Source organism: Pseudomonas sp. PAMC 29040 (assembly GCF_003994535.1).
GTDB classification, from domain to species: Bacteria; Pseudomonadota; Gammaproteobacteria; order Pseudomonadales; family Pseudomonadaceae; genus Aquipseudomonas; species Aquipseudomonas paraversuta.
The window spans coordinates 402,266-426,197 of record NZ_RZAA01000001.1 but is presented as its reverse complement, the minus strand read 5'-3'; the positions used below and the strand labels follow the sequence as shown (position 1 = coordinate 426,197).

Annotated in this window: 23 protein-coding genes; 22 read left to right on the top strand and 1 reads right to left on the bottom strand. The window is 58.7% G+C overall.

Annotation, left to right across the window (positions count from 1 at the left end):
* Nucleotides 1-51: 51 nt before the first annotated feature.
* From WG29040_RS01835 to WG29040_RS01730, 22 genes are all read left to right on the top strand, one after another.
* Nucleotides 52-1,212, top strand: coding sequence for an acyl-CoA dehydrogenase family protein (locus WG29040_RS01835; RefSeq protein WP_127195642.1), 1,161 nt, complete (start codon nt 52-54; stop codon nt 1,210-1,212).
* Nucleotides 1,213-1,222: 10 nt separating this feature from the next.
* Entirely contained in the window at nt 1,223-2,416 is a 1,194-nt protein-coding gene (locus WG29040_RS01830; RefSeq protein WP_127195510.1) for a CaiB/BaiF CoA-transferase family protein, read from the top strand.
* On the top strand, nt 2,416-3,270 hold the full coding sequence (locus tag WG29040_RS01825; protein ID WP_127195509.1) for a CoA ester lyase: 855 nt from the start codon (nt 2,416-2,418) through the stop codon (nt 3,268-3,270). The genes WG29040_RS01830 and WG29040_RS01825 overlap by 1 nt, the downstream gene beginning before the upstream one ends.
* A gap of 162 nt (nt 3,271-3,432) precedes the next feature.
* Complete coding sequence (locus WG29040_RS01820; RefSeq protein ID WP_127195508.1) at nt 3,433-4,953, top strand: 4-hydroxyphenylacetate 3-hydroxylase family protein; 1,521 nt, start codon at nt 3,433-3,435, stop codon at nt 4,951-4,953.
* Between the two features lie 72 nt (nt 4,954-5,025).
* On the top strand, nt 5,026-5,562 hold the full coding sequence (locus WG29040_RS01815) for a carboxymuconolactone decarboxylase family protein (protein WP_127195507.1): 537 nt from the start codon (nt 5,026-5,028) through the stop codon (nt 5,560-5,562).
* Between the two features lie 21 nt (nt 5,563-5,583).
* Nucleotides 5,584-6,603: a VOC family protein gene (locus WG29040_RS01810; protein ID WP_127195506.1), complete on the top strand. Its 1,020-nt coding sequence runs from the start codon at nt 5,584-5,586 to the stop codon at nt 6,601-6,603.
* Between the two features lie 73 nt (nt 6,604-6,676).
* Nucleotides 6,677-7,648, top strand: coding sequence for a flavin reductase (locus tag WG29040_RS01805; RefSeq protein ID WP_127195505.1), 972 nt, complete (start codon nt 6,677-6,679; stop codon nt 7,646-7,648).
* A complete protein-coding gene (locus WG29040_RS01800; RefSeq protein ID WP_256681503.1) occupies nt 7,645-8,577 on the top strand; it encodes a fumarylacetoacetate hydrolase family protein in 933 nt (310 codons plus the stop codon). The genes WG29040_RS01805 and WG29040_RS01800 overlap by 4 nt, the downstream gene beginning before the upstream one ends.
* A gap of 41 nt (nt 8,578-8,618) precedes the next feature.
* Nucleotides 8,619-9,233, top strand: a complete 615-nt coding sequence (locus WG29040_RS01795; protein WP_127195504.1) for a glutathione S-transferase family protein — start codon at nt 8,619-8,621, stop codon at nt 9,231-9,233.
* A 16-nt stretch (nt 9,234-9,249) separates the two neighbouring features.
* Nucleotides 9,250-10,137 carry a LysR family transcriptional regulator gene (locus WG29040_RS01790; protein ID WP_127195503.1) on the top strand — a complete coding sequence of 296 codons (888 nt, stop codon included), beginning with the start codon at nt 9,250-9,252 and terminating at the stop codon, nt 10,135-10,137.
* A gap of 506 nt (nt 10,138-10,643) precedes the next feature.
* Nucleotides 10,644-12,287 carry a DUF1302 domain-containing protein gene (locus tag WG29040_RS01785; RefSeq protein WP_127195502.1) on the top strand — a complete coding sequence of 548 codons (1,644 nt, stop codon included), beginning with the start codon at nt 10,644-10,646 and terminating at the stop codon, nt 12,285-12,287.
* A 12-nt stretch (nt 12,288-12,299) separates the two neighbouring features.
* On the top strand, nt 12,300-13,667 hold the full coding sequence (locus WG29040_RS01780) for a DUF1329 domain-containing protein (protein WP_127195501.1): 1,368 nt from the start codon (nt 12,300-12,302) through the stop codon (nt 13,665-13,667).
* A 44-nt stretch (nt 13,668-13,711) separates the two neighbouring features.
* Nucleotides 13,712-14,824, top strand: coding sequence for a YCF48-related protein (locus tag WG29040_RS01775; protein WP_127195500.1), 1,113 nt, complete (start codon nt 13,712-13,714; stop codon nt 14,822-14,824).
* Nucleotides 14,825-14,874: 50 nt separating this feature from the next.
* Nucleotides 14,875-17,349 (top strand): RND family transporter, encoded by a 2,475-nt coding sequence (locus WG29040_RS01770; protein WP_127195499.1) that lies wholly within the window; start codon nt 14,875-14,877, stop codon nt 17,347-17,349.
* Nucleotides 17,350-17,393: 44 nt separating this feature from the next.
* On the top strand, nt 17,394-17,867 hold the full coding sequence (locus WG29040_RS01765) for a VOC family protein (protein WP_127195498.1): 474 nt from the start codon (nt 17,394-17,396) through the stop codon (nt 17,865-17,867).
* Nucleotides 17,868-17,912: 45 nt separating this feature from the next.
* Complete coding sequence (locus tag WG29040_RS01760; RefSeq protein ID WP_127195497.1) at nt 17,913-18,437, top strand: nuclear transport factor 2 family protein; 525 nt, start codon at nt 17,913-17,915, stop codon at nt 18,435-18,437.
* 124 nt (nt 18,438-18,561) lie between these two features.
* A complete protein-coding gene (locus WG29040_RS01755) occupies nt 18,562-18,918 on the top strand; it encodes a DUF4286 family protein (RefSeq protein WP_127195496.1) in 357 nt (118 codons plus the stop codon).
* 19 nt (nt 18,919-18,937) lie between these two features.
* On the top strand, nt 18,938-19,429 hold the full coding sequence (locus tag WG29040_RS01750) for a VOC family protein (protein WP_017337778.1): 492 nt from the start codon (nt 18,938-18,940) through the stop codon (nt 19,427-19,429).
* A 75-nt stretch (nt 19,430-19,504) separates the two neighbouring features.
* Nucleotides 19,505-20,380 (top strand): SMP-30/gluconolactonase/LRE family protein, encoded by an 876-nt coding sequence (locus tag WG29040_RS01745; RefSeq protein ID WP_127195495.1) that lies wholly within the window; start codon nt 19,505-19,507, stop codon nt 20,378-20,380.
* Between the two features lie 75 nt (nt 20,381-20,455).
* Complete coding sequence (locus tag WG29040_RS01740; RefSeq protein ID WP_127195494.1) at nt 20,456-21,199, top strand: SDR family NAD(P)-dependent oxidoreductase; 744 nt, start codon at nt 20,456-20,458, stop codon at nt 21,197-21,199.
* Between the two features lie 172 nt (nt 21,200-21,371).
* Entirely contained in the window at nt 21,372-22,352 is a 981-nt protein-coding gene (locus tag WG29040_RS01735) for a LysR family transcriptional regulator (RefSeq protein ID WP_127195493.1), read from the top strand.
* Nucleotides 22,345-23,319, top strand: coding sequence for a LysR family transcriptional regulator (locus WG29040_RS01730; protein WP_127195492.1), 975 nt, complete (start codon nt 22,345-22,347; stop codon nt 23,317-23,319). Before WG29040_RS01735 ends, WG29040_RS01730 begins: the two co-directional genes overlap by 8 nt.
* Nucleotides 23,320-23,377: 58 nt before the next feature.
* Here WG29040_RS01730 and WG29040_RS01725 read toward each other — a convergent pair whose 3' ends face one another.
* Nucleotides 23,378-23,932 (bottom strand): nuclear transport factor 2 family protein, encoded by a 555-nt coding sequence (locus WG29040_RS01725; RefSeq protein WP_127195491.1) that lies wholly within the window; start codon nt 23,930-23,932, stop codon nt 23,378-23,380.

Genomic DNA, 23,932 nt, shown 5'->3' with positions numbered 1-23,932 from the left:
GGCACTGCTGCACAGCGATCACCACAGACAAGACAGGAAATCGACATGACCATGCTCTACGCCCCCGATGAACACCAGGAAATCCGCGATGCCGTCCGTGCCTTGTGCAGTGAATTTCCAGACGAATACCACCGCAAGATCGACGAACAGCGGGCCTACCCTGAGGCCTTTGTCGATGCATTGATCAGCGCGGGCTGGCTCTCGGCGATGATCCCGGAAGAATACGGCGGCTCGGGGCTGGGGTTGACCGAGGCATCGGTGATCATGGAAGAGATCAACCGTTCCGGCGGCAACTCCGGCGCAGTGCATGGCCAGATGTACAACATGAGCACGCTGCTGCGTAACGGCAGCACCGCGCAGAAAGAAAAATACCTGCCAAAGATTGCGGCTGGCGAGTTGCGCATCCAGTCAATGGCGGTCACTGAGCCTACGACTGGCACCGACACCACCAAGATTAAGACCAACGCGGTGAAGAAGGACGGCCGCTACGTGGTGAATGGGCAAAAGGTGTGGATCTCGCGGGTGCAGCACTCTGACTTGATGATCCTGCTTGCACGCACCACGCCGCTGACCGAGGTAAAGCGAAAGTCTGAAGGCATGTCGATTTTTATCGTCGACCTCAAAGACGCCATCGGCAAGGGCCTGACCGTGCAGCCAATCCCCAACATGGTGAACCACGAGACCAACGAGCTGTTCTTCGACAGCCTGGAGATCCCTGAGGAAAATCTGATTGGCGAGGAGGGCAAGGGCTTCAAATACATCCTCGACGGGCTTAACGCCGAGCGTACGTTGATCGCCGCCGAATGCATCGGCGACGGTTACTGGTTCATGGAACGCGCGGTAAAATACGCCAACGAACGTGTGGTGTTCGACCGTCCGATCGGACAGAACCAAGGCGTGCAATTCCCGATTGCCGACTCTTTCATAGAGATCGAAGCCGCCAACCTGATGCGCTTCAAGGCCTGCCAGCTATTCGACGCGCACCAACCCTGTGGCGCCCAGGCCAACATGGCCAAGTACCTCGCCGCCAAAGCGTCGTGGGAAGCCGCCAACGTTTGCCTGCAAACCCACGGCGGTTTCGGCTTCGCCAATGAATACGATATTGAGCGCAAGTTCCGCGAGACCCGGCTGTACCAGGTCGCGCCGATCTCCACCAACCTGATCTATTCCTACGTCGCCGAGCACTTGCTCGGGCTGCCGCGTTCTTTCTGAGGACTCCGTTATGGCTTCTACCCAACCGGTACTTGCGCTAGAAGGGATCACGGTGGTCTCGCTCGAACACGCCATCGCCGCACCTTTGGCCACGCGTCACCTGGCTGATCAGGGCGCTCGGGTGATCAAGGTCGAGCGCCCGGGCAGCGGCGATTTTGCCCGCGCTTATGACGCGCGCGTCGATGGTTTGGCCTCGCATTTTGTCTGGGTCAATCGCTCGAAAGAGAGCCTGACCCTGGATCTGAAACAACCCGAAGCGCAGGAGATTTTGCTGCAGCTCCTGTCCGAAGCCGATGTATTGGTGCAGAACCTTGCGCCGGGCGCGGCAGCCCGATTGGGGCTTTCATACGAAGCACTGGCTGCGAAAAACCCGAAGTTGATCGTCTGTGACATTTCGGGATACGGCGAGGGCGGACCGTACACTGAGAAAAAGGCTTACGACTTGCTGATTCAGAGCGAGGCCGGCTTCCTGTCGATCACCGGTACACCGGAAGAACAGGTCAAGGCCGGCATTTCCATCGCAGACATTGCGGCGGGCATGTACGCCTACACCAATATCCTCGCGGCGCTGATCGAGCGCGGCAAAACCGGCCGTGGCCGGCGCATCGAGATCGCGATGATTGATGCGATGGTCGAGTGGATGGGCTTTCCGATGTACTACGCCTACGAAGGGCAGGAGCCGCCGCGCCGGACCGGTGCTTCCCACGCGACGATTTATCCGTACGGACCGTTCCGTGCCGGTGATGGCCGTACCGTCATGCTCGGCCTGCAGAACGAACGCGAGTGGGCGGTGTTCTGCGACCAGTTGCTGGGCGATGCGGCACTCGCCACGGATGCGCGGTTTGCCAGCAACGCGCTACGCACCGCCAACCGCGAAGTCTTGAGCAAACTGATCGAGAACAACTTCGCCAGTCTCAGCGCTGATGAAGTGATTACACGCCTCGATGCCGCTGACATTGCCAATGCCAACGTCAGCACCATGAACGACATCTGGAACCATCCGCAACTCGCCGCGCGTCAGCGCTGGACCACCGTGAACACGCCAGCAGGTCCGATACCCGCGCTGCAACCACCGGGCATGGGCGGTGAGCATCCCGCGCGCATGGGCCCGGTGCCGGCACTCGGGGAACATACCGCAGCGATTCTTCGTGAACTGGGTTACGCCGACCGTGCCGATGAACTGCGCGACAGGAAGGTGGTGTGATGGCAATTCGACAATTGAATCTGGCGCGGGCACGCACCTTTCTGTTCGTGCCGGCGAACCGCCCGGAACGCATTGGTAAAGCGCTGAACAGCGGCACCGACGTCGTTGTGGTCGATCTTGAAGACGCGGTGGCACCGGTTGACAAACCGGCGGCGCGCCTCGCCTTGCTGGCCTGGCTGGATGAGCATCCCGATGAGCGTGTATCGGTGCGCATCAATGCCACCGACACGCAGTGGCATGAGCATGATTTGGCCGCCTGCCGCCACACCGGAATCGCTGCCGTGATGCTGCCAAAAGCCGACAACGCTGCGCAGGTGCAGCACGCCCATAGCGTCACAGGAAAGCCGTTGTTATGCATCATCGAGACCGTGCAAGGCATTGATGCCTTGACGCCTATCGCCGGTGCGCCGGGTTGCGCGCGCCTGATGTTCGGCAAGCTGGATCTGGCCGTTGAACTCGATCTGATCCCCGACGAATCAGACCCTGAAGAACTAGTGTTCCTGCCGTGGCGCGCAATGCTCGTACTCGCGAGTAAACGGGCAAGACTGCCGGCACCGGTCGATGGCGTGTTTACCGCCATCGGTGATCAACCGGGTCTGGCTCGGTACGCCGCGCGCGCACGTCGGCACGGGTTCAGCGGCCAGTTGTTGATTCATCCGAGTCAGGTCACGGAAGCCGCAGCGGCCTTTACGCCCTCGGCGATGGACATCGAATGGGCGAACGCCGTTTGCCGGTTGGGTGACGCTGCCGGCGGCGGGGTGGTGGTACTCGATGGCCGGATGATCGACGCGCCGGTGATGGCGCGGGCGCGGAACATTCTTGCGTTGGCGGCGGAGTTTGGTCTCGGGATCTGAAACGTTGTTCTTTTCTATTTCGGAACAACTCTTCGGCCCATTCACAAATTCTTAAAATCGACCCATCTCACTACTATCGAGGTGTGGCAACAGCAGTCGAATTCGCCTTGCGCTGGTCAGTCCCGGCGCAGGCCAAACGTTTCAAATGCAGGAGCATGACCCATGGAAAATAATGCAAACAAAAAACCGATGGCCATGAGTGGAGCCCGCAACGGAGTACGCAACGGGGCTGATTACATCGCCTCGCTGCAAGACGGTCGCTCCGTGTGGATTGATGGCGAGCGCATCAAGGACGTGACGGTGGATCGCCGTTTTCGTGGCGCGATTCAATCCATCGCAGATCTGTATGACATTCAGTGCGATCCCGCCTTGCAGGACAAGATGACGTTCGAATCGCCGACTTCCGGCGCGCGCGTCGGTCGCTCGTTCATGTTACCGCGCTCGGCTGACGATCTGCGTCTGCGCCGGGAAATGATGAAGACCTGGATGGACGCTGTCGGCGGCATGATGGGCCGCACGCCGGACTTCCTCAACGTCATGGTCAGCGCACATGCCTCCGCGCATGAACTGTTCGCCGCCGGCGGTGAGCAATTCGGCCAGAACATCCTCAAATACCATGAGTTCATCCGCGAAAACGACCTCGCGCTGACTCATTCGCTGGTGTCGCCAGACATCGACAAGCGCCTGCAAATGTTCGAGCAGCCGGGCGACATGGTCATGCGTGTGGTGCGAGAATCCGATGCTGGGATCTACGTGTCCGGCGCTCGCTCGGTGGCCACCCTCGGTCCGTTGGCCAACGAAGTTTTGATCATGCCGGCGGCGGCGAAATTCCCGTTGGTGGCGGATGCCGAAGCCTACGCGGTGGGCTTTGCAGCGCCGATCGACACCCCCGGGATGAAGATGATTTGCCGTCCTTCGCTGCCTGCGAAGGGCCGGTTCGCCAATGACCCGCTGACCGGACGCATGGACGAAATGGACGCCGTGCTGTGGTTCGAAGACGCGTTTATTCCGTGGGAACGGGTGTTCATGTACCGCAGCATCAAAGCGGTTGAATCGGCGATGAAGTCGCCATCAGGCCCGCACGGTTCGCACCAATCCGCCACGCGGTCACTGGCGAAGATGGAGTTCCTGCTGGGTATCGCCTACAACTTGACCGAAGTGAACCACAGCCGTTTCCCCAACGTCATGGTGCAACTGTCGGAGTTGGTCGCTTATGTCGAAACCCTGCGCGCGATGATTCGTGTCGCTGAAATCGACTGCGTGCCGGGCCCCGGCGGCACCGTCGTGCCGTACGAGCAACCGCTGAATGTGGTGCGCGCGCAATACCCGGCGATGCATGCGCGAGCGCTGGAAATCCTCCAATTGTTGGGTGCTGGAAACGTGGTGGTCGCGCCAACGGTCGAGGATCTCTACAGCGAAAATGGCCCGGCCATCGAACGTTATTGCGCCGGGGCCGATATCCCCGCCGAACGCAAAATGCAGCTGTTGCGGCTGGCCTGGGACGCGTCCTGCTCGTCGTTTGCCGGACGCCAGAACCTGTACGAAAAGTTTTTCTCGGGTGATCCATGGCGCAACGCGCAAATGCGTGGCGAACGCTATCCCGGTGCTCGCGAGGCGCAAGACCGTGTGTGGGCGTTCCTTGATCGCAATAGCGAATGGGATCAGCGCATCAACGGCCAATAAGCGAAGCCTGCCGTAGCCTCGCGATAACGATGCTGCGCTAAGCCACCAAAAAAATAATGTGCGGAGTTTTGTATGCCTCGTATCCAACTGCCCACCCCCGACGACGAACCCGAAGCCTTCGCGCTGCTGCGCGACAAGCGTGGCCATGCACCCAATGCGCAGATCTTTCGCACCTTGGCGACATGCCCGGAGATTCTCGAGGTTTTCATTCCCATGGCCGACGCGGTGCGCAACGGCTGTGGCATCGATCCGAAATTGCGTGAGATGGCCATCGTCATGGCGTGCCAGACCATGGGCACCCATTACGAACACGATCCGCATTGGAATCGGGCCCTCAAAGAAGGCGTCTCCAAGGAACAAATGCTCGCGCTGTGGGATTTTGAAAAGAGCACGCTGTTCTCCGATCTGGAGAAGGCCGTGCTGCGCCTGGCCCGGGACGCTACTCGCGCGCCGGCGCAGGTCAGCGACAAGGTCTGGGAAGACGTTTACCACGGCCTCGGGCAAAAGCAGGGCGTGGCGCTGCTGTTCAATATTGGTTGGTACAACATGACCGGTCGGTTGACTGGCCCCCTCGAGTTGAACAACGAGGCCGATTTCACTCGGCTCTGAAAAGACATCAGGAGAGTTAACATGCCATTGCCAACACCGGTCTATTACCCGCCGTTCAATATCACCCGCTCGAGTCACGCCGTCATCACTTCGCGCGATCTGGAAGCCAGTCGCGATTTTTACGAACAGGTCATTGGCCTGGTGCTGACCGAACGCGATGCCGACACCCTGTATTTCCGCGGTCTGGAAGAGGTTTGCCACCACAGTCTGGTGATCAAGCGCCACGACGGCGAGCACTCTGCCGAAGCCATCGGCTTCCGGGTCTACACCGAAGAAGAGCTGGATAAGGCTGCGCATTTCTATAAATCCAAAGGCCTGCCGGCACGCTGGATCGAAGTGCCGCATCAGGGCCGCACGCTGCTGGTCAACGACCCGGCCGGCACCCCCGTGCAGCTCTGCGCCACCATGTCCACAACGCCGCGCGTGTACACGCAATTTCAAGACTTCAAAGGTGGCGCGGCGATGCGCTTCGACCACTACCAGATTCAAGTGCCGAACGTGCAGGAGCAGACCGATTTCTACGCAGAAATGGGTTTCCGCATCTCCGAATACATGGCGCTGGACGAGAAGTTGATTGCGACCTTCATGTTCCGCAAACCGGGCACCCAAGACATCGTGTTTCTTGAGAACCCGGGGCCGCGTCTGCACCACTTTGCATACACCGTATCTGACTCCCACAGCATCCTGCGCGCCTGCGATATCGCCGGCAATCTGGGCATGGGCGATGTCGTTGAGCGCGGTCCAGGTAGACATGGCCCGGCCGGCGTGTTGTTCGTGTACTTGCGAGATCCCGATGGCCATCGGGTCGAGTTGTTCTGTGATCACTACCTGCTGATCGATATCGAAGTCGAGCCTGTTGCGTGGGACGTGCGCAAGCCCGGCCTGGCGCTGCGCTGGGGCATGCCGCCGCAGGAGTGCTGGTTCAACGAGACCACAGCGTTCAGCGGCATTGCGACCAAGCAGCTCGATCACGAGCGTGGCCCGTTGGTCACCCTGGAAACTTATCTGGCGGACAAGGCCCGCGTCAGAGCCGCCAAATAGCGCAGCAGGGGCCACTTCGGTGGCCCGTCGCAGCGTGGCGGTTTTAATAATAAGAAGACTGGAGGCATTCACCATGACGACACAGACAGCAATTCAAACAGATCCTTCCAAAGCCGGGCCGAGCTTCGACAGCCGTGCGCTGCGTGACGCTTTTGGTTCGTTTGCCACAGGCGTGACGATTGTCACTACGGCCGGGCCTGACGGCGTCGACATCGGTTTGACCGCGAACAGTTTTTCTTCGGTGTCGCTGGACCCGCCGATGGTGCTTTGGAGCCTGGCGCGCACCTCGTTGAACATGGATGCCTTCCGCAACAACGGGCATTTCGCCGTGCACATCCTCTCCGCGGACCAGGAAGCGTTGTCGTCGCGCTTTGCGAGCAAAGGCATTGACCGTTTCGAAGGGCTTACGCTGGATCGTGGCCCGGACGGCGTGCCGTTGCTACCCGACTGCATGGCGCGCTTCACCTGCAAACTCGCTTATCAGTACGAGGGCGGTGATCACGTCATTTTCGTCGGTGAGATTGTCGATTTCGGCCACTCGGCGCGCAAGCCGCTGGTGTTCCATGGCGGCCGCTACGGCATGTTGCTGCCAAAGCAAGCCGTCGCCTCCGTTGAATCGGCAGACGAGTTCAGCAACCTATCGTCTGATGATCTGCTGTATCAGGTTTCCAATGCTTACTTGCGCACGCGCCAAAGCGTGATTGAAAAGCTCGAATCGCGGCAGTGGACGGCCGAGGAGTATGCGGTGTTGAGCATCATCGGTCGTGAAGACGGCTTGTGCATGCCAGAAATCGTTGCGCGCAGCGAGAAGGTGCGCGGTCAGGGCATTTCCGCTGCGATCGTACAACAGCTCATCACGCGAGGCCTGTTGGAGGAGGTTGACGCCAGTGACGGCCGTATTGCCGTCAGGTTGACTGCCGATGGCCGTCACGCAGTGCTGGAACTGATCGCCATCCGCAAGTCGAGCGAAGCCGATGTGCAGGGCAAGCTCGACCCGAGTGAAGTGCAACTGCTCAAGCACCTTCTGGCCAGGCTCGACGCATGAAGATCGCACGCTACCAATCAGCCGCAGGGACTGAACGGCTCGGCATCGTCACTGCCGCGTCGGGGCGTGAATATCTTGTAGATGTCGCGAAAGCGGCGGCGGTGCGAGGCGGGCCAGCCACACCAACATCGGTGATGGCCCTGATCGAGGGCGGCGCAGCGGCGATAAACGCCACCCGCGAGTTGCTCCGGTGGGCGGCGGATCGTCAGGATCCGCTGTGGATGGATGACCCCAATACCGTCGAGTGGCTAACGCCCGTGCCGGAAAAATCGATCTTCTGCGCCGGGCGCAATTTTGGCCGGCACAAGCTCGAGTCAATGAAGGGCAATGTCGACAATGCCAGCAAGCTGCACAGCGACTTTCCGACCGGTTTCATCAAACTCGGACGCACGCTGGTGCCGCACAAGAGTCAGGTGAAACGGCCCGACGATGTGCTCGATTTCGACTACGAAGTCGAGATCGCGCTGGTGATCGGCAAGGCGATCGACGCGCGCCGCGACATCGATCCGGCCAGCGCGATTTTCGGCTACACCATTTTCAATGACCTGTCGGCACGGGAATGGCAACTGCGCGAGATGCAGAACGGCATGATCATGCTCGGCAAGAACTTTCCGGGGTTTGGCCCGATCGGCCCCTACATTCTGACCGCCGACGAAGTACCGGATCCCAAAGCCCTGGTGCTGTGGCTGAAGGTCAATGGCGAGTTGCGCCAGCACTCCGACTGCCGCGATTTGATTTTCGGTTTCGCCGAAATGGTCGCGTTCTGGTCCCGTTTCGGTCTGGTGCCCGGCGATTTGATCAGCACCGGTACGCCTGAAGGCGTGGCCTTGCACCACAAGCCCGATCCGCGTGAGTGGTACCTCAAACCGGGTGACCGGGTGGAGGCGGGCGTCGACGGTATCGGCGTCCTTGAAACGTTCATCGTCTGATTACCGCGTTGCCATGCTGACCTCACAATAAGGAATATTCTATGAAACTGTTTTTTTTGCCCGGTGCCTGCCAGATCGGCATCCATGCCTTGCTTGCTGAAATCGGCAAGCCGTTCGAGATCGAAAAAGCAGCGCGTGCGGGCACGGCAGAGTTCGAGGCGTATACGCAGATCAACCCCAAGGGCAAAGTCCCTGCGCTGATTCGCGACGATGGTTCGCTGCTCACCGAGTTCCCGGTGATTGCACTCTATCTCGCTCGGATGAACCCCGAGCGAGAGCTGATCCCGACGGACATCGAAGGCGAGATTCGTGTGCTGGAAATGACTGAATATTTGGTATCTACCGTGCACATGCAAGGCTACACTCGAGCTCGTCGGCCAGAGAAGTTTGCGCCGAGTGAAGCAGATCATGCTGCGGTGAAAGCGCAGGGTCTGAAGATATTCCAGGCCGGGCTCGACCGGGCAGAACGACAGATCAACGGCAAAGACTGGCTCTTCGAAAAAATGACCATCGCCGATTTCGCGCTCTTCTATCTGGAGCATTGGTGCGTGGTCAACGGCATCGGAAAGTTGGGGCAAAGCTGTCAGGCGCACCACGATCGTCTGTGGGCGAACGTTGAAATCCGCCGCGCGATCGAGTCCGAACTCATTACTTGATGTTGAGCGCTCCACCATGGACATGCTGTTGAAGCTGAAGGCTTTCGTCGTCACCGCCGACACCGGTAACTTCTCAACCGCTGCGCGCACGCTGTATACCTCGCCCTCGGTCATCATGAAGCGGGTTGACGAGCTCGAATGGGATTTCAAAACCACCTTCTTCGATCGCTCAACCCGCCGTTTGACCCTGACTGACACCGGGCAAAGCTACCTGACTCATGCCCGGCAGCTGCTGCGCTCTTACAACGACATGGCCAGTGGCGCGATCTTGAGCCCCGGCGCAATCGAAGGCCCGATTAGAATCAAAGCCCCGGCGGTGCTGATCCGTCAGGGCCTTGGCGATCTGTTTACCCGTTACCGTGCTGAACATCCGATGGTGCAACTTGAAATAGTTGCGTCCGACCGAGGCGGAAATCCGGCGGAGGAGGGCTTCGATATCTCGGTCGGCATGGATCAGATGGCCTACTCGGATGTTGTCGAGCAGGTCATCCGGCCCTTTCCCCGGGTGATGTGTGCGGCGCCGGCGTACCTGGCGCGATGTGAAGCGCTGTTGCATCCTCGCGACCTGGTCGATCATCCCTGTCTGTCGTTTTCCCTTGCCGGGTCAATCTGGGCGTTCAATTCGCCGGAAGGCCGGATAGAAGTGGACGTGCGTCCGGGACTCATCACCAACGATGAAGGCTATTTGTGCGCCGCCGCCCGCGATGGCCAGGGGATTGTGCAACTGGCCTTGCCGATCGTTGCCGATGCATTGGAGGCGGGCGAGCTGGTGCCGGTGCTGGATCAATTCTCGCTGGTGGAGCGCTGGGTGAAAATCATGGTGCCGACGGCGCGACTGGAACTGACGCGCGTGAAGCTGCTGTTCGACAAGATTGCACTGCACCTGACTACCGATAAGACCTGAAGCGCCCCCTGTGGCGAGGGCGCAAGCTCCCTCGCCACATTGCATTTCCCCGTCCAGATTTCCTGCATCTTTCCCCATATCTGCACATCTTTTCGGCGCTCGCAGCCGTGCCCTTTGCACCGACCCCTAAAGAATCCGCGCCTTCATTGCACCATCAGTTTTCTGGCTGCGGTGTAGCGGGTTTTATCATTGTTCAGGCCGAAAAGGGCCCGCATATACTCGGGCCAACACAGATACACAGTCAGGGTTGAGGACAATAAACCATCTCAAACCAAGACTCTGTGTTGCCTGCACATGATTCGTCCGTGCATGAATTCAACCGGTACCACAACTTCATGGGAGTTTTTTCTTGTGGGTCGCTGTGACTGGCCAACGTTCATGTAATCGGGCAGATCAGCAACCGGAGTTCATGCGTCACACAATCCCTCTAGGTAGCAAAAATGCAAATAATAAAAATAAGACTTGCAGTGCCGCACGACGTTTTTTATCGCCAGAGTCTTCGCTCCATGCTGGTAGCCACCAGCCTGATGGCGGCAGGCTCGACGTTGGCCGCACCGATTGATGTGGGTAACCCTGACATCAAACTGCGCTGGGACAACACGTTCAAATACTCTGCCGGTATGCGCCTCAAGGATCAGGACGATACGCTGACCCAAAACGTTCCTGCCACGCCGGGTGGCGGCAAGGGACCGGCGGCGCTCAACGCTGACGATGGCGACCGTAACTTCAAGAAAGGCCGGCTGATTTCCAACCGTCTCGATGTGCTGTCCGAGATGGATCTGGTGATTCACGACAATTACGGCCTACGCGTGAGCGGCGCGGCTTGGTACGACGACGTCTATAACCAGAAAAACGATAATAACTCGCCAGCGACCAACAACTCGTTGTCGGTACCGAGTGACCATTTCACCCACGACACCCGCAACCTGCACGGTCGTAAGGCCGAGATTCTCGACGCCTTCGTTTTCGGTGGCACCGATATCGGCGACGCGCGAGTCAGTGGCCGGTTGGGCCAACACACCGTGCTGTGGGGCGAGAGTCTGTTCTTTGGCTCCAACGCCATTGCCGGCACCCAGTCTCCGGTGGATGCGGTCAAGGCGTCCTCGGTACCTGGATCGACCACCAAAGAAATCATCAGGCCGGTGGGCCAGTTCTCGGGACAGATCCAGTTTTCGCCAGCGCTGACCCTGATGGGTTACTACCAATACGACTGGGAAGCTACTCGCCTGCCTGCCGCCGGCAGCTACTTCTCGAACAACGACTTTATCGGCGATGGCGGCGAGCGCATACGATTCGCACCAGGTGTGCCAGGCATTGGTTTGTCGCGAGGTGCTGACATCAAGGCCAGCGACAAAGGCCAATACGGTCTTGGCTTGCGCACGCAGTTGGGCGACTGGGAATTTGGCGCCTATGCGATCCGCTACCACGCTAAAACGCCTGTACTTTATTCCCATGCAGGGCGCACTGAGGTTGCCGGCGCCGGGTTAGGGACGTACCAATGGGTGTATCCGGAGGACATCAAGGCGTTCGGTATCAGTGCCACCACGACAGTGGATACGATCAACTACGCCGGAGAGATCTCCGTACGTCGCGACACGCCGTTGACCAGCCTGCCGGTGGAGGTTGGAACCCAAGAGGCGGACAACAACAACCATGCGTTTTATGCCATCGGCAATTCGGCCCATACCAACGTCTCGATGATCTGGAGCATGCCACGTAACTTCATGTCCGACGAGCCGTCCTTCAGCATGGAAGTGGCCTACAACCAGATGACCAGTTGCACCAGCAACTGCGCGGCCATGGACCCAGACCTGGATCGACGCGCCGCAGCGGTGCGAGCCTTGTACGCGATACCGCAGCGCAATGTCATGGACGGTCTCGACCTCACGCCTTCCTTCACCGTTGGCTACAACAATGGCAAATCCCCGGTGGCGATCATGGGGCCTGACGATGGCGGCGACATGACCTTCACGCTAGCGGGCAACTACCTGGCGGTGTGGGATTTCACGATGGCGTACACCCATTACTACGGCGGCGCAAACACCGCCACATATGCCTCGAGCGACCCGAGCGTCAATGGCACGTACACCTTCGCGCAGACCTTGAAAGATCGTGATTTCGTCTCAGTCTCGTTGCGTCGCACCTTCTAAGGGAAAACAATAATGACCATTATTACTCGCATGACTCTGCTGGCTTTAGCCTGCGCCGCGCTGACGGTGCCGGTTGTCCAGGCCGCTGTGTCGGCTGATGAAGCCGCCAAGCTGAAAACCACACTGACGCCGCTGGGCGCCGAACGTGCCGGTAACAAGGACGGCTCGATTCCTCCATGGGAGGGCGGTTATCCAGTGGATGCCTCAGCCACCTCGGCGGCGATTCCAGACCTGTTCTCCAAGGACAAAGCGCTGCTGACCATCACGGGGCAGAACGCCGATCAGTACAAAGACAAACTGACCGAAGGCACCATGGGCTTGTTGAAGCGGTTCCCCAGCTTCAAGGTTGAGGTATTCCAGACCCGCCGTACTGCTGCCGCGCCGCAATGGGTCTACGACAACACGTTGGCGAACGCCACTCGCGCGACGATGAATCCCAAGGGGGAACTGGGTCCTTTTCCCAAGGACGCCTATGGAGGCATACCGTTCCCGATCCCGAAAAACGGTGAAGAAGCCATCTGGAACCATTTGCTCAGGTGGACGACTCCGAGCTATCAAACGACGCCAAGCCTGGCGCGTGTCACCCCGGAGGGCAAAGTGATTCCGGTGTCGCAGAACGTCGCCAAGAGCTCGTTCCCGTACTACGACCCGAACAGCAATCTGGAAAAATGGCAAGCAGCAGGCTCCAACATCGTCGTGCGTCGCGTCGATACCTTCGGGCCGCCGATCCGCGCCGGTGAGATCCTGCTACAGCGCAATAACATCGATGACATCGCGTCAAAAACCTGGGTGTATCTGACAGGTCAACGGCGCGTTCGCCGACTGCCGCTGACCTGCTGCGACGTGCCTAGCCCGGTAGCGGGCGGCATCCTCAATTTTGACGAGACCGAGGTGTATTCGGCCTCCATTGGTCGTTACGACTGGAAGCTGGAAGGCAAGCGCGAGATGTACGTGCCTTACAACACCAACAGTTACCACCAGGCGTCGTCGCTTGATCAATTGATGACTCCGCAGACGTTGAACCCCGATTTCGTGCGCTTCGAGAAGCACCGGGTATGGGTCGTGGAGGGCACACTCAAGGCTGGTCAGCGCCATGTAATTCCGCGTCTGCGCGTGTATTTGGATGAAGATACCTGGATCGCAGTCGCCGGCGAACGTTGGGATGCCCAGGGGCAACTGTGGAAAGTGACGTACAACTTGCCAACCGTGTTCCCGGCAGGTCCCGGCACCATCGTCGCTGGCTATATGTCGTACGACCTGATCGGCGGCGGCTACTTCGCCTCGGCCTATTTTCCGCGTGACAAACAAGTCGACCTGAAGGCCACGTTGCCAGAACGTATCTTCACGCCTGAATCCCTGTCTGGAGAAGGCGTGCGCTAAAGACTGTATCTGGCTTGAACGATGAACCTGATGAGATGACCGGTATGAATAACAATAACAATGAAGGCGTCGACGTATCCCGTCGCGGGCTGTTGCTGGTAGGGTTGGGCCTGGGTTTGCAAGTGTTGTTGGCCCCGACTCTGGCCTCTACCACGGTAGCGTTCGCTGCGCCAGCCATGCCTGGGCTGCTGGGCCAACCGGCGACCATGACCCCACGGGCAGCACAAACTGTGCTGACCCGCGTGGTGGTGGCCGGTGAGCGCTTGGTGGCGTTGGGCGAACGCGGCATGGTCGTGCTGTCCGACGACGGCGGCCGGCATTGGCGCCAGGCCCGCGTACCCGTCAGCGTGACGCTGACATCCGCGAGTTTTGTCGATGCCCGTCAGGGCTGGATCGCTGGTCACAGTGGCGTTGTGTTGCATACCTCCGACGGTGGCGAGAATTGGTCCATCCAGACCGATGGAATCGCATTGGCACAGGCCAGTCTCGTTCAGGCTCAGGCGTTGCCCGACACCGATGCCGATCGCGAAAGCCGCGTCCAACAGGCTCAGCGTCTGGTGGATGACGGTGCAGACAAACCGCTGCTGTCGATCTGTTTTGCCGACGCATTGCACGGGATGGTGGTGGGCGCCTTCGGCCTCGCCGCCAGCACCGATGACGGCGGTAAAACCTGGACACCTTGCCGCGAGCGTTTGGCCAATCCCATGAGCATGCATCTGTATGCGGTTGCCCATCATGCCAAGACCTGGGTGGTGGCGGGCGAGCAGGGCGTGCTGATGCGCAGCGACGACGATGGCGCGAGCTTTACGGCCTTGGCGGCACCTTCCGAACGCACTCTGTTCACCGCAACGGTCACGCGCGGCGGGAGTTTTGTCTTTGCCGGGCTGTTGGGGGCTGCGTGCCGTATCGACTCGGGGAGTACAACCGTGAGCGCCATCGAACTGGCGGCACCGTTGACGATTCTGTCCAGCGTTGAGCTGCGCGATGGTCGGGTGATGCTGTTGGCGCAGGGCGGGCGAGTGCTTGCCAGTCGCGACGGTGGTGTCCATTTCGCCGAACAGCAAATACCGCGACGCGTGCCGCTGACCTCGCTGGTTGAAGCTGCAGACGGTGGGCTGGTGGCCACCAGCATGGGTGGCGTCTCCCGGCTTGGTTGACGACATCCACCTGCACGCTCACTCGCCGCGCCCTATAAGAGTCCAATAACATGACCATAGTGAAACCTGCTGAGACCGGCGCTTGCCGGCTCGAAGACTTTGATCCGCGCTCGGGCAATGCGCTCGAACGCGCCGTGTTCAACCACCGCATCCTGGTGCTGTGTTTGTGTGTGCTGGTCAGCGTCCTGCTGGGCTTCAGCGCGCTGAGCCTGAAGCTCAATGCCAGCTTTGAAAAGACCATTCCGACCGGCCATCCGTACATCACCAATTATCTGGAACACAAAAAAGAGCTGACGGGCCTGGGTAACTCGGTGCGCATCGCGGTGGAGGCACGCAAGGGCGATATCTACAACGCACGCTATCTGGAGACGCTGCGTCAGATCAACGATGACGTGTTCACTCTACAGGGCGTTGATCGCGCGTTCATGAAATCGCTTTGGACGCCGAACGTGCGCTGGACCGCGGTGACCGAAGACGGTCTGGACGGTGGTCAGGTGATCCCTGCGCACTACGACGGCTCGCCAGCCAAAATCGAAGAGTTGCGCATGAACGTGCAGCGCTCGGGCGAAATCGGCCAGTTGATCGCGGTCAACGGCGGCTCGACGGTGATTCAGGTGCCGCTGCTGGAACATGACGCGGCCGGCAAACCGCTGGACTACGCGGCGCTGTCCAAGCAGCTTGAGCAGTTGCGCGCCAAGTACAGCAGTGACGAGGTGGCCATTCACATCACCGGATTTGCCAAGCTTTCCGGCGACCTCATGGATGGCATGCAGGAGGTGATCGGCTTCTTCTTCATCGCACTGATCATCTGTGCGGCAATGGTTTTTCTGTACAACCGTGACGTGATCAGTACCGCGCTGGTGGTTATCACCTCGTTGACCGGCGTGCTGTGGCAACTGGGCCTACTGCCGCTGCTGGGTTATTCGCTGAACCCGTATTCAATGCTGGTGCCGTTTTTGATCTTCGCCATCGGCATCAGCCATGGAGCGCAGAAAATGAACGGCATCCTGCAGGACATCGGACGCGGGACGGATCGTTATGTCGCGGCACGTTTCACCTTCCGACGCCTTTTTCTCGCGGGTCTGACTGCTCTGTTGGCGGACGCCGTTGGCTTCGCAGTGCTGCTGATGATCGACATTCCGGTGATCCGCGAACTAGCCATCGCCGCCAGCCTCGGCGTGCTGGTGCTGGTGATTTCCAACCTGATTCTGTTGCCGGTGTTGTTGAGCTACGTCGGTGTCAGCCGTAAAGCCGCCGAGCGCGCCGTGCGCCGGGAATCGGCAACCGCCGCCGGGGAGAGCAGTGCGTTCTTTATCTGGCTGGTGCGCTTTACCGAAGGCCGACGTGCAACGGCAGCGATCGTCACGGCGGTAGTGCTGGCGGTGGTCGGTATTGCCGTCGGCACGCAACTAAAGGTGGGCGATCTCGACCCTGGCGCTCCCGAGCTGCAAGCCGATTCTCGCTACAACCGCGACGTCAGCTACCTGACCACCAACTACGGCGCGAGCAATGATCTCTTCGCGATCATGGTCAAGACATCCGAAGGCAATTGCAGCCAATACGACGTGTTGCGTCGGGTTGATCAACTGGAATGGGCGTTGATGGATCTGCCTGGCGTCGAATCAACGCAGTCGATTGCACGTCTGCAACGGCGCCTGATGGTCGGCATGAACGAGGGCAGTCCACTGTGGTACGACCTGTCGAGCAATCAAAGCATGCTCAATACCATCACTGCCCGGGCACCGCGTGAGCTGTACAACGAAGAATGCAACCTGCTGACGGTTTACGCCTACCTGCGTGATCACCGCGCCGAGACCCTGCAGCAAGTGGTCGACCTGGTCGAAAGCTTCGCCGCCAAAAACAATGACAAGGACGCCACCTTCCTGTTGGCGGCCGGTTCCGCCGGGATCGATGCGACCACCAACATCGTGGTTCACAAGGCCTGGTACCAGATGTTGTTCATGGTTTACGGGGCCGTGGCGCTGCTGTGCTTTGTGACGTTCCGCTCATGGCGAGCGGTGCTGGTGGCGATGCTGCCGCTGATGCTCACCTCGATACTGGCGGAAGCGTTGATGGTCGCGCTGGGCATGGGTGTCAAGGTGGCGACCTTGCCGGTGATCGCCCTTGGCGTCGGCATCGGCGTGGATTACGCGCTGTACGTATTGAGCGTAACGCTTGCGCAAATGCGTGTCGGCGCCACGTTGAAACAAGCCTACGCCACGGCGCTGCAGTTCACTGGCCGCGTGGTGTTGCTGACCGGCGTGACTTTGGCGGCAGCGGTCGCGACCTGGCATTTCTCCAGCATCAAGTTCCAGGCCGATATGGGTCTACTGCTGGCGTTCATGTTCTTGTGGAATATGCTCGGCGCTCTGGTACTGATCCCGGCACTGGCGCGGTTTCTGTTGCCCGGCGCACGCGTCGGCGCCGTCGTCGAGGTCACCGATCAAGCACCGCCGCCAGCGACATCTGCACTCCTATCCGCAAGCAAACCCGCGAACCCGGTGTTCGAAAGATGCCTGCCGTAACCCATCAATCTGATTTTTCACACCACCTAAAATAAGGAAACACCATGGATCGCTATATCAATCGCCTGTTTCACGTGTGCATCACTGTCGCTGATATCGATGCTGCACTTGAGTTCTACTGTGGCGTGCTCGGCCTTGAGTCCGTCGGCAAATTGCGCCACGAAAGGGCGCCCGGTGAAATCCTTGGTTTCCCGAACCAGATCATTGAAATCCATGCCGACCACCTCGTCGGCAAAGACAAGGACAACGCCACCGTCATCGACCTGATCGAGTTCGTCGAGCCAAAAACCGTGGTCAACAAAAACGCTTCCGCGCCGCTGAACCATGCCGGCATCAACCGTATGGCGTTTGGTGTAGACGACACCGATGCCATTCATGAGAAGCTCAAGGCGCGCGGCGACATCGTTTTCCTGTGCGAGCCACAAGTGGTGATCGCGCCTACCGGCGGCAAATTCAAGATCCTGACGTTCAAAGACCCGTTCGATAACGTCCTGGAAGTGATTGAGTACTGCAAGTAACCCGTGATTGTTGAATTTATTACTCGAAAAAGTCGGAGAATTTAAATGAGTGTCACACAAGACAAATCCGAAATTATTGATGTCATCAACCTGTATGGCGTCGCGTTGGATGCTCACGCTTGGGACTTGCTGGACGAGGTGTTTACCGAGGATGCCCACGCTGATTTCGGGCCGGCCGGCGCGGTCTGGAAGTCAATCGGTGCGTTGAAGTTCGCCTTCAAGGACTTCCACGAAACGCTGACCAATCACATGCACACCATGACCGGTTCCTGCGTGCACGTGGAGGGCGACACAGCCTACGCGCTGACCTACGGCGACTGGCTGCTGTCCCGTGATTCGGCAGTGGGTGGCCCTGACTGGGTTGGCCGTGGCTGGTACGACGATATTCTGGTGCGTACCGATAAAGGCTGGCGCATCAGCAATCGTGTGTGCCGGCTGATTTCCTGGACAGGCAACCCGAATGTGCCTGAACCCGCGTATGAACAGCATCCAGTGATGACCACCCACACGCTGCGCAGTCATCGCGAAGAAGGCAAGGTTCGGTTCTTCGAAGCCATCGCCAAAAAGTAATCAGTTAATAGCAACGACGGATCCACTTCCGATTTTTTGACGGAAGTGGTCTGGGGTTTCTATTGCCAGAAATCCCATTGTGGGGCTCTGGCGAAGAGCAACTTTTTATATTGGAAACTTAACCATGAATGACCAGAGCGTTATCTGGACAGTGGGCATCAATTGCTCAGCGGAAGACGAAGACAAGTTCAATGTTTGGTACGACGACGTGCATGTACCGATGTTGATGCAGGGCGACTGCGTGAGAAAAGTCAGCCGTTTCAAACTGGCCGAGGAGACTTATCACGTCGGCGTAACCACCCAGCCGTGCCCTACGTACCTGACGATTTATGAATTCGACAGCCAGGAAAAATTCGAAGACTGGATGAAGAGCCCGTCGCGCATCGAAGCCGGTGAAGACAAGACCAAGACCTGGGGCGACAAGGTGTATGACGTCCAATGGGCAACTCGTTACGACCTCACTAACGCCTGGAATGGCTAATTAACGGACGGTAAAAATCATGAACGCACTGGTTAAGAAACTGCTTCACGTTTGCATCACCGTCCCGGACGTTGATCAGGCCCTCAAGTTCTACCGTGATGTACTGGGTTTTGTGTCGACCTTTGAAACCAGAACCGATGAAGCGGATGGCCCGCTGCTGGGTTTCGCCGAAGATGAGATCAGCATTTACGCGCACCACATTCTGACCGCAGGCGCCGATGCCAAGCACGCCACCGAAATCAACCTGATCGAGTACACCAAACCGGCAACGATCATCGGCGATGGCCCGTATGACTTGATGAATCAGGTCGGGATTACCCGTCTTGCACTGCTGGTTGAAAACACTCGCGAAGCCTTTGAAAAGATCAGTGCCTACGAAGGCGTTGAAGTGGTTTGCGAGCCCAAAGACATCATCATCCGCAAGCCTGGGCAAAACCTAACCATGACCTGGTTCAGCTTCAAAGATCCTTACGGCGTGTTTATCACTATTGCCGAACCGCCAAAAGCCTAATCAGCTCCGTTCAATATCGCGGTTCAGCTTGGGTCGGATCGCCTCATTCCAGTTCAGGAAAATCCAGGAGGTAACATGCAGATCGATGTTCTGGTGGACGTAAAAACCACCATCGGTGAGGGCCCTGTATGGGATGTGCAGGAGCAGCGCCTGTACTGGATCGACGTGGTCGGCGGCCGCGTTTATCGATGTACTGCTGACGGACGCGAGGTGCGTACGTGGGAAATGCCCGACACCATCGGTTCGATGGCGCTGCGTCGTAATGGCGGCGCCATTGTGGCACTGGGCTCGGGGTTTCACTTCCTCGACTTCGACACGGGCGAGACACAGCTGATCGTCAATCCTGAACCAGACAAGCCGCACAACCGCTTGAACGATGGCAAGGTTGACGCGCGCGGGCGTTTCATCGTCGGCAGCATGGACACCCGCGAGGGCTTTGCCGACGGCACGCTGTTTCGCATCGACCCGGATTTGTCGGTGCATACGCTCGACGCCGGTTTTGCGATTTCCAACGGGCCGTGCTGGAGCCCAGACGGTTCGACGTTCTATTTCTCCGATACCTTTTCCGGTGAGATCTGGGCGTATGACTACGACCTCGAATCCGGCACCATCGCCAACCGTCGCACCTTCACCAAAGCAGGCTTCACCGAGACAACAACCACTGACGGCTCGACTGTGGATGCCGAAGGCTACCTTTGGAATGCTCAGGTCTACGCCGGCAAGCTGTGCCGCTTTGCGCCGGACGGCAGTCTCGATCGGGTTATCGAAATGCCGGTGAAGAAGGTCACCAGCGTCAACTTTGGCGGGCCTGACATGGACACGTTGTTTGTCACTTCGATGGCCAAGCCACCGTTGCCACGCTATCCGGGTGACAACGTGATGCGCGGGAGTCTTTTCGCCGTTCGTGGTTTGGGTGTGCAAGGGCTGCCAGAGCCACGCTTTGGCGGCTAACCCTGATCTTGCCGCGCTACTCGACAGTGTCGCGCGGCGGGGCACCGACAACCTTTAACCATTGGGGTAGACGCCGTGCAAACCCATAAAAATCGCGTCGCTGTTGTTTCCGGTGCCGCCAAGGGCATTGGCCAGGAACTGGCGATTCAACTGGCACAACGTGGCGCCGCGCTGGCACTGCTGGACACCGCCGATCTTTCGCAAACCTGCGAGCTGACTGAGGAGGCGGGCGGGCAAGCCATTGCCATTCATTGTGATGTCAGCCAGGAAACTGACTGGATCGCTGCCGGCGAGGTCGTCAAAAACCACTACGGTCGCTGCGACATTCTGGTCAACAACGCCGGGATCTACCCCAATGTGCACTTCGATGAGCTGGACTTGAAAACCTGGCGACGCACGTTTGAGATCAATCTCGACAGTATGTTTTTGAGCGCAAAAGTCTTCGTGCCGATGATGCGCACTAATGGCTGGGGGCGCATCGTCAACGTCTCTTCCACATCGATCGTCACCAACGCCGTCGGCGTAAGCCATTATATGGCAAGCAAGATGGGCATCATTGGCTTCACCCGAGGACTGGCGAATGATCTGGGCAAGGACTTCATTACCGTCAATACGCTCGCGCCCGCACTGACCGCGACACCGGGCACCAGTCATATACCCGACGTCGTCCGCGATAGCATTGTCAATTTACAGGCCTTCAAGAGAATGGCGGTGCCCAACGATATTGTCGGGCCGATGCTGTTTTTGACCAGCGAGGACGCACAGTTCGTGACGGGACAGGTGCTAGCTGTCGATGGCGGCATGATGAAAACCTGCTGAACTGCGTCACCCTCGTTAATCCCTTCTTTCGCCTGTCCGCAACCGGTGATTTTGCGCCCGTTAATCGAGGTTGGATCAGGGCTGGCAAGCTATTCCCGATATGGATAGAGTACGAGCCACCTATAAATTGCTGACGGTGTTCAGCAAGCAATAATAAGAGACGATTCCGCGCATGATGCTCCCCAAGTTGATGCACATCCGCATGTTTGTTGCCGTGTACGAGGAAGGCTCCTTCACTGTCGCTGCCAGCCGCGAAAGTCTGGGACAGTCCGGCGTGTCTGCCCATGTTAGGCAGTTGGAAAATCAATTGCGCGTGCGCCTGTTCGCCCGCGACCGCACGATTATTCCCACGCCCGCCGGGCATGCCTATTACCAGCAATGTGTGCAGTTGCTGCGTCAGCACGAAAGCGCCTGCAACGCGGTCGGCCATCGTGCAGAGCCATCGGACGGTTCGCTACGCGTCGGCATGATTCCGACCATGACGCGTTCGGTATTCAGCCGCGCACTGCTGGCTTTTGAAGCCGCTTATCCCAACGTTTCAGTGCACCTTACCGAAGGCGCAGGCAGCGTGATTGCGACCGCAGTACGTCGTGGCATGCTGGATTTCGCCATCACCCAGCGCATGTCTTACGATGGCGGTGGCGGGGCGGTCGGGCTGAGTACATCGTTGTTCACGAGAACGCCGGCGTTTCTGGTGTCCTCACCTGATTCAGGCTTGCCGCACTGCGAACCGGTGCGCCTGAGCGACATCAAGGATTTGCACCTGGTGCTGCCGATCGGGCGACGACCGCTGCTGGAGCAGTACCTGATCGATCACAAGGTGCAAGTCGTGCAGCGCCTCAACTGGTTCGAGTCCATGTTGGGCGCCATGGATCTGGTGCGCTCCAGCCACTGGGCGGCGATTATTTCCGGCCTGTTTATCGCCGACGATCTGCGGCGCAAGCGCTTCACGCTTAACCCGCTGGCCGATCCAATTCTCTGGGACGAAATGCTGCTGGTAGAGCCGGCGCGCAAACCCTTGTCGACGATTGCTCAGAACTTCATCGAGTTTTTGAAGAAGGCCACCGAAGACATCAACGCGATACCGATCCGTATCGCCCATGGCGAGCAGTCGTCAAACGCAGACTTCAATGAGGTATCGCGCCATGAATGACTCGCTGCCCGGTTTGCGGGAAATTCAAATGTTCGTGGCGGTGTACGAGACTCGATCGTTCACGGCGGCGGCGGCACGTGAGTTCGCCACTCAGTCGGGCATCTCGCAGCACATCAAACAGATCGAAGAAATGCTCGGCGTGCAGCTGTTTGACCGACAGAAAGGCGTAGAGCCTACCGCAGCAGGCACCTCGTTTTACCAGCATTGTCTGGAGGTGGTGGCTGCCAATTCCAGGGCACTGCAGGCGCTGGACACCTTCGAGCAGGGCCTGGCCGGCGAAGTTCGTTTCGGGGTAACGCCGACACTGGCGACCTATCAGCTCGCGCCGGCCTATTTGCGCCTGATGTCGCAGAACCCCAATGCTTCGATCGCGGTGATCGACGCCCCCAGTAACATGCTGATCGACATGGTGCGGGCCGGCGAGCTCGACTTTGCGATCATTCCATCGATTTCGCAGCCACCGGCGGATCTGTCCGCGACGGTATTTGCCGCCACGCCTGCGTTTTTGGTCTCGTCAATTACCCATGACAGTGGCTTCGAGCATGGCGAACTGATTGAGCTCGACGAACTGACGGGGTTCAAGCTGTTGGCACCAGACAGTCGCGAGTATGCGCAGTGGATCGGTTTACAGCTGGACGCTCTTTCGGGGCCGGGCCCCTGTTACCAACTCGATGCGGTGCTGGCTACGCTAGACCTGATCAGGCAGAGCGAGTGGATGGCGATTCTTCCCGGTCTGCTATTCGTGCACGATTTCAGTGTTGAACCAGCAGAGCGAGACTTCAGGATCAACCCCTTTGCCGGTGCCGGCCTGACGCTGGAGTTGCTGTTGGTGCAGCCGGCGCGGCCAACGCCTTCAGCGCTGATGATGGCGGCGATCAGTGCAATCGAACAGGTGGCCCAGGAGCACATTCAGTTACTCAGCCGTTTCCGGTTTGGCAACCAGCCGGCCGTTCGCAGGTTGCAATAATCGCGGCGGTTTTGCGGGAGAGGGTGTAGAGGGGCATTGCCCCTCTGGTGTTCGTCGATCAAGCGTCTGCGAGTGATTTTTGCCCAATCGGGGTGCCCGAGTAACCGGCCACCTTGCGCAATACCCGATCAGTGCCGTCACGCGGACTGCCGGAAGCGTCTGGATGATCGTCGAACCAGTTTCCCTTCGGATAGCGGTACATCAAATCGACCATGAGACGCCGCTCGGCAATCAGCCAAACACCGTCGCGACGTTCAAATCGATCAAAATAGCGAGCCCATAATTTAACCGTATCGCCGTTCCAGTGATGACGCTCTGAAGCGGCGTGGTCAGCCTGCAGATAGGTTTCAACGAACGCAATCTCAGGGCCATCGAATTCAACCAGGCTATTTCCGAGGAAATGTTGAGTACGGTTAAACCGTGGCATTTCGTCAGTCAGGAATTGAAAGAATCCCTCGGCGCCGCCGACATGAAGGCTTTCGGGAAAGTGGATGTAGGCGTCTTTATGGAAAGCGCCACGCACCAGTGACATGTCAATCCGGTCGAGGCCACGGCAATAGCGCAGCAGGACATCGTGAATTTCGGTGCGCGCGGCAAGTTCTTCGAGCGTCAT